This window comes from Pseudocoprococcus catus (genome assembly GCF_019734885.1).
GTDB classification, from domain to species: domain Bacteria; phylum Bacillota; class Clostridia; order Lachnospirales; family Lachnospiraceae; genus Coprococcus_A; species Coprococcus_A catus.
In genome coordinates this window covers 1-5,759 of sequence record NZ_JAAXCM010000063.1, presented here as the reverse complement: position 1 = coordinate 5,759, position 5,759 = coordinate 1, and the positions used below count along the sequence as shown (strand labels likewise).

The window sequence follows — 5,759 nt, the reverse complement described above, 5'->3', positions numbered from 1 at the left end:
AAACACTTTTCCGGTTCCTGTATCATACATATACTGTTTGTTTCTGGTAGTGAAAACAGTCCCCAGACTGTATCCTCGCTCTACGTCAATGATCTCTTTAATCTTTTTCAGGTGTTCTTTTGCTTTCAATTCTCTTTCCTCCTAACATTTTTTCCAAAATATATCAACTCATTTCTGATAAAATTTCTTTTGGTTTTTTCCTCATGATCATAATCCCTGCTACTGAAACTGAAATGAATAGCAATCCACCGATTGCAATTGTATCTTTTATCAACATATCTGGCGTAACTTCTATTTCTATGTTCTGTAATTTCAAATCCGGTGCGGTATATCCGTCTGCAAATACCTGATTTTCCGTTGCTTCTTTCTGCTCTTCTGCCTGACTCTGGGATTGCTGTGCCATATAAGATGCTGTCATTTTGGAAAGTGCAGGCGATATCATAAATGACAATACTAATCCCAAAACTCCAATCAGCATAGCTTCCCAAAGAAATTGACTCCAAATTTTCTTCTTGCTTTCTCCTAACGCCATAAAAATGCCAATTTCCTGTGTACGGTTCTTCATCCAGAATAAAAAAATCAGACTTAATATGATAAAACTTGCTGCTGAAACTACGATTAACAGCATTTCACTTAACTGCTTCATATTATTAAAATTTTCAGCCATACTCTGAATATTTCCATTACTATCAATTAGATCATATCGTTTCCAGTCAATGTCTACTTTTTCAATTTTCTCTTTCACCTCATCATATTGATCTACATTGGCTACTTTAAAAATCGCATATCGGAACAGCGGATTTCCCTCTTCTCCAGATGGTTTTTCCGGAAAATTCATATCGGTAAAGATCGTATTTTCTGACCGATAGGTATCTCCTGACATAACCGGTTCCAACTTCTGCACCGCTTCATAGATTCCTACAATCTTCGCACTATAGACTTTCGAATTCTCCTTCTCATCCCACTGATTGAACTGTAGACTGTCGCCTACTTGCAGTCCGTTTAATTTTGCCAGTTCTTTTGAAATAACACAAACATCTTTATCCTCTTTGGTTGTCATTCGTCCATCTATCAATTTAATTTTTCCTGCTGCAACATCCATATCCATTTCCATAATTCGATTGCCTCTTAGATTAACACCTCCAAAGTCCTGGCTCTGATCCATATCCGGATCTTCAATTCTTTTAAAATTCACAGGATTTACTACTGTTGCTACTGTAATCAGGTTGTATTCTTCGATTCCTTTTACTTTTGCTATCGTTTCTGCATCTTCCGGGATAACTGTTTCAAAAGAATTATCTGTCAAAACTCCATAGGCTCCATCTTCAAATTTTTTTATTGTTACCCCTCGATAAGTTCCTTCTTTTCCTTCTCCAATTTTTTCTGTTGCCTCGTCAAGCCTAGTATGTCGGTTCGCTTCACTTAATTCCAGCCTAAAGGTTGCTCCTACCGCTTGCCGCGTAGAGTCCTGTACATTGACACTTGCAGACTGACCTGCCAATCCTGCCATGAAAAAACTGCTAATCACTACAACTACTAATAGGAGAAGAATGCTTTTTATGGGTTTTCTAACTACAGAATAAGCACCACGTCTTAACACATTCATTTATGAAACCTCTCCTTTTTCTCTTATATTTTCTTCGTGTATTTTCCCTTTTTCTATTTTAATAACAACATCTGCTGTTTCTGCCATACTTCTACTATGGGTTACTACAATTACACATTTCCCTAATTTATGTGCTGTTTCCTGAAGAAGCTCAGTAACTTCTCTGCCAATATCTTCATCAAGATTTCCTGTTGGTTCATCTGCCAATAATACTTTAGCTGGACTCGCTAAAGCTCTTGCAATAGCCACTCTTTGCTGCTGTCCTCCAGAAAGTTGTAAAACTTTCCGATCCCAATCTTCCTTTTGGATCCCAACAGCAGTTAATAGTTCTTCAGGATTTCCATTTCCTCCAAGCATAACATTTTCCTTTGGAGTTAAATAATCAATCAAATTATAGTTCTGAAACACTAAGGAAACATGTTCTTTTCGATGATGATTCAATCCGCCCTTTAGAATGTCCTCTTCTTCATACAAAATAGTTCCAAGAACAGGAACATCCAAACCTGCAAGCAATGATAAAAATGTTGTCTTTCCTGATCCACTTGCACCTAAAATAGCATAAACCTTACCTTCTTCAAACTTATAACTAATCCCATTCAAAACATTTTTACTTTTATTTGTTTTATAGTAATAAACTATATTCTTTACTTCTAAAACCACATTATCGCCTCCTAATCAATCTACATTTTCAAATCCAATTTCTACTTCATCTGGTAATTTTTCTTCTCTCAAAAAAATACCTTTTGTTTTTAAATATCCCCTTATCACATCCATCTCTGAATTATGAATAGGTGTTTGCCTTTTGGATCTGTACTTTTCTTCTGCACTTCTAAAAATTATCCATATCCTTTCCTCATAAGATTTTAAGCTTATTTCTAAAACAGAAAGTTCTGGACGTTTGTCGATAAAATAGTACAAAATACTTGTTAAACATAATTTAAGTGCATTTTTATTTGCATATATACAGTTGTCCATTCCATCATACACATCCAATCTAATTCGAATCCCTATCTTTCTTAAATCATCCTCTACAGATTCATATAGTTCTAATATTGGTACAACAATTTCTATCTTATTTTCCATACTATCCCTCCATATCTGATAATGTATCTTTAGGATTCGTCCGCAAAACAGGTATCACTGATATACCAATTCCAATGAAAAGTATCATAGCGCCACTCATAATAAGCATTCCGATATCTGATAAGTGTGGACTAATTTCTATTGCCAGTGTAGAAATACTTTTTCCTGCAAATAATACTCCCTTCAATTTTTCTGCCAAAATATTCCCTATAACAACAGCAGATACAGATGAAACTGCAAATACCAAAAAACTCTCTAATAATAACTGTGATAATATCGAGCATTTATTTTTTCCCAAACTGATATAAACTGCTATTTCTTTCTTTCTCCCCCTCATCCACATACATAGAAGGAGCGTTATAACAATTGCAGATGTTCCTAATGTCAAATATAACATTAAACTTACAACCTGCATAACCTGTTCGAGTGGTTGTTTCATTTGACGAAATAGCATATCAGACTTTGTCAGTTCAACTTTTTCTCCTAATATATTTGCCATTTCTCCCTCTATCTTTTCTAAATTTTCTGGATTTTTCAAATATACGGAAATACGTTCATATCCGCTTATTTCCTGTAATGCTGCTATAGATTCTGTTTTTGTGTAAATAGTATTTTCAATCCTATAAACAGATGCCATTTCTTTCGACTGATTTCTTTCCGAACCAGACAAATAATATCCTGATATCACTCCATCCATTTTCTTCCCGCCATCTGTTTCGAAAGTAACCGTATCTCCAATCTCTAACTTGTTAGTCTCTGCTAATATTTGATTGATAACAACTTCATTTTTCTCTTTTGGATACTTTCCTTTTACTATCCGGATTTCACTTTCCGCAAAGGCACCGTCTAATTTTAAATCATCATAACCAACCAATCGAACCTGAAGATTTTCTGTATTTGTATTCTGGTTTTCCGTTACTGTTTGGAAATTTGTAGGATATGCAGATAATGTTGCATTTTTATTAATCTTATCTATTCCCTTCAATTTCTGTATTTTATTTATATCCTCCGTTGTGATCGGGTTGTTATTTTCCATAATTCCTGCCAATATTTTTGTCTTTGTTTTTTTCTGCAGTTCGCTTTTTGCCTCATTTGATGCTTTTAAAATAATCCCTGTACTTAAAATCATCGCTTCTGAAATCAAGAGTACCAAAAACAAAATTACTGTTTTTGATTTTTTTCTTATCAAGTAACGCACTGCTCTTTTCGCACTTCCCAATTTATCTCCTCCTACTATTTTTGAAAACGATCTATAATTACACGCGTAGCCAAGAATGTTCCATCTTCCTGATATTCCCCATACAGAAAGACTGCTGATGATTTTTTTACATCTTCTTTTGTTCCCGCCTCTAAAGTTACATTCGTACTTGTAGAATTCGAAATTTGAAATTGTGTATTATCAGCATACTGTACAGAAATTTTTTCTACACCTTCTGTATCCTCTCCAGTTGCTGGTGCAGTCATAGTATCTTCTGTAACACTTCCTTTTCCGAGTGTGCATCCTGTTTCTGTAAAATCAATTACTGTTCCAACCAAATTAGCATTGCTTAAAGCACTTATTCCTTCGCTCTTCTCCGTGCTATTTTCAGTTTGATTTACACTATTTGTTGAATTTTCTGTTGAAGGAACTTCTGGTTTATTACTGCTATCCTTCTCACAGCCTGCTAAAGTTCCAAATAAACAAGTTGCCAATATCACCATTGCAATTTTTTTCTTCATAATTGATACCTCCAATATTTTTATGTCTTTATTATAAAAATATCACTTATGTTTATCACGTTTTTTATGTGTAATTTATGTGTAGAATTAAAAAAGTGTTGTAAAGCTCCACAAATTATTGATTTGTCCTTCTAACGTTTCATAGTCCCATAATTTTTCGCTTCTTTTTTTACTATTGGGATCATGGACACAAATCTTTCCATCTTTCATTCCTGTCAAGACGATAAAATGTCCGGTTGTTGTAAAATCTCCTGGACGCATGGCACAAATAATTGGATGTCCTGATTCTAATTCTGTCTGAATATTATCTTTATCCAAAGAAATTTCTCTTCCCTGAATCCCAAAATGGCTTCCTATATCTGTCATCATACTCCAACTACTTCCTACCCCTTCTACATAATACCCATTTTGTTCTGCATACTGTGCTACTTGATAAGGTGTCGCCTGCTTATTCCCCGTGAGACCTACAATAACCATAGAGAGTGCTGTTGGACCACACCCATTTACTGCCAACATGCCGTCTCCATAATTCTGATATCCCCATCTTTCATCCCATTGCAATAGTAATGGGATTTCTCCACTTTTTGCTTCTTCTACTATTGTAGCTGGTAAGTTATCTTTCTTTTCAGGATAATCAAACACAAACTCTATAGTCTCTATATTTGCTGTTAACAATTCTAAAAGTTCTTTGGGATACTGATCTTGATTTTCTATTATATCTTTTATACGAGAATCGTAATTTGACATCTTTTGTAATGTTCCCATCACATCTCCATTTTCCACAGTTTGATCCACCATATTTTGTAATTGTGTATCCTTGTATTTTCTATAGAAATACACCCCCATACAGCTTATAAAAACAATAATTCCCAAAAAAACTATACATTTTAATACTCGTGTTTTTCTCTTTCTTCTACTCTTTCGTACCATTCTTATTTAACCTCCCTTCAGCTTTATAAAATTCACCTTATTTAGTGTTACTGATAACATTCTTATATTTTATATCCGTGAAACTATCAAACCATTCTTGCATAGTAAATTCTTCCCTAGCCCCAAAAAGAAAAAGGGAGATTCTATTACAAATCTCCCCTTCCTATAAGACGTCTTTTTACATCTTATGCAGTTTTTGCGATATTTGCATTAGCATTTCTAGTCACTACTCCGTTGTTTCCACAGTATCCCACGCAATACGCCAGTCCTGCATTATGAGAGTTTGCTACTGCTACACTTCCGCTACAAACACATCCACCTTTGCTGCCTTCAAAGTCTGCTCCTGTCTGTAACTTTCCTGCTACGATTTTTCTCATACCAGCCGCCTCCTTTCCGTCTGATTTTTTCTATTTTAAATTAT

The 5,759-nt window shown here is 34.8% G+C and carries 7 protein-coding genes; all 7 read right to left on the bottom strand.

Going from position 1 to position 5,759, the window contains the following annotated elements:
* Positions 1-163: 163 nt before the first annotated feature.
* The 7 genes from HED67_RS15780 to HED67_RS15750 all read right to left on the bottom strand — a co-directional run bounded on the left by HED67_RS15780 (position 164) and on the right by HED67_RS15750 (position 5,715).
* Positions 164-1,606 carry an ABC transporter permease gene (locus HED67_RS15780; RefSeq protein WP_021739620.1) on the bottom strand — a complete coding sequence of 481 codons (1,443 nt, stop codon included), beginning with the start codon at positions 1,604-1,606 and terminating at the stop codon, positions 164-166.
* Positions 1,607-2,266, bottom strand: a complete 660-nt coding sequence (locus HED67_RS15775; protein ID WP_021739621.1) for an ABC transporter ATP-binding protein — start codon at positions 2,264-2,266, stop codon at positions 1,607-1,609.
* Between the two features lie 15 nt (positions 2,267-2,281).
* A complete protein-coding gene (locus HED67_RS15770) occupies positions 2,282-2,689 on the bottom strand; it encodes a hypothetical protein (protein WP_021739622.1) in 408 nt (135 codons plus the stop codon).
* A 1-nt stretch (position 2,690) separates the two neighbouring features.
* Positions 2,691-3,908 carry an ABC transporter permease gene (locus HED67_RS15765; protein WP_044963895.1) on the bottom strand — a complete coding sequence of 406 codons (1,218 nt, stop codon included), beginning with the start codon at positions 3,906-3,908 and terminating at the stop codon, positions 2,691-2,693.
* A 14-nt stretch (positions 3,909-3,922) separates the two neighbouring features.
* Positions 3,923-4,408, bottom strand: coding sequence for a hypothetical protein (locus HED67_RS15760; RefSeq protein ID WP_021739624.1), 486 nt, complete (start codon positions 4,406-4,408; stop codon positions 3,923-3,925).
* Between the two features lie 87 nt (positions 4,409-4,495).
* The gene (locus tag HED67_RS15755; protein ID WP_242831205.1) at positions 4,496-5,338 is read right to left on the bottom strand and encodes a C39 family peptidase; all 843 of its coding nucleotides are present in this window, start codon (positions 5,336-5,338) and stop codon (positions 4,496-4,498) included.
* A 185-nt stretch (positions 5,339-5,523) separates the two neighbouring features.
* Positions 5,524-5,715 carry a RumC family sactipeptide gene (locus HED67_RS15750; RefSeq protein ID WP_021739626.1) on the bottom strand — a complete coding sequence of 64 codons (192 nt, stop codon included), beginning with the start codon at positions 5,713-5,715 and terminating at the stop codon, positions 5,524-5,526.
* Positions 5,716-5,759: the final 44 nt, after the last annotated feature.